Below are 352 nucleotides of genomic sequence, written 5' to 3' on the forward strand. Positions count from 1 at the left end.
GCCGCCTTCGGTCACGCTTGGGGTGGCGGTCAGGGTCACGGTGCTGGTGTCGATGCTGTCGGTGACCGCAGTCACTGCCGCAGTTGGGCTGACTTCCAGATGCTCGAAATCACCACCGGTGGTTCCGGTGATAGTCACGCTCACGCTGCCGGCGTCGACATACACGGTGTCTTTCGGGGCGGCGAAGGTGACAGAACCTTCTGTGGCGTTCTTGGCAATGGTGATGGTTTCACCGTTGCTCAAGGTGATTTTCATTTCGGTGCCAGCCGGGTTGGTCAGCTTGGCGGTGTAAACGATGCTGCCGCCTTCCTGGACGGAGCCGGTGGCGCTGAGGGTCAGGCCGGTGGTGTCG

At 61.9% G+C, this 352-nt stretch carries 1 protein-coding gene; it reads right to left on the minus strand.

Going from position 1 to position 352, the window contains the following annotated elements; genetic code table 11:
- Window positions 1-352, minus strand: a 352-nt coding sequence (locus DM374_RS32875; RefSeq protein ID WP_157969832.1) for an immunoglobulin-like domain-containing protein, incomplete at both ends; no start/stop codon positions are given.

It is taken from the genome of Pseudomonas huaxiensis (assembly GCF_003231275.1).
Taxonomy (GTDB): domain Bacteria; phylum Pseudomonadota; class Gammaproteobacteria; order Pseudomonadales; family Pseudomonadaceae; genus Aquipseudomonas; species Aquipseudomonas huaxiensis.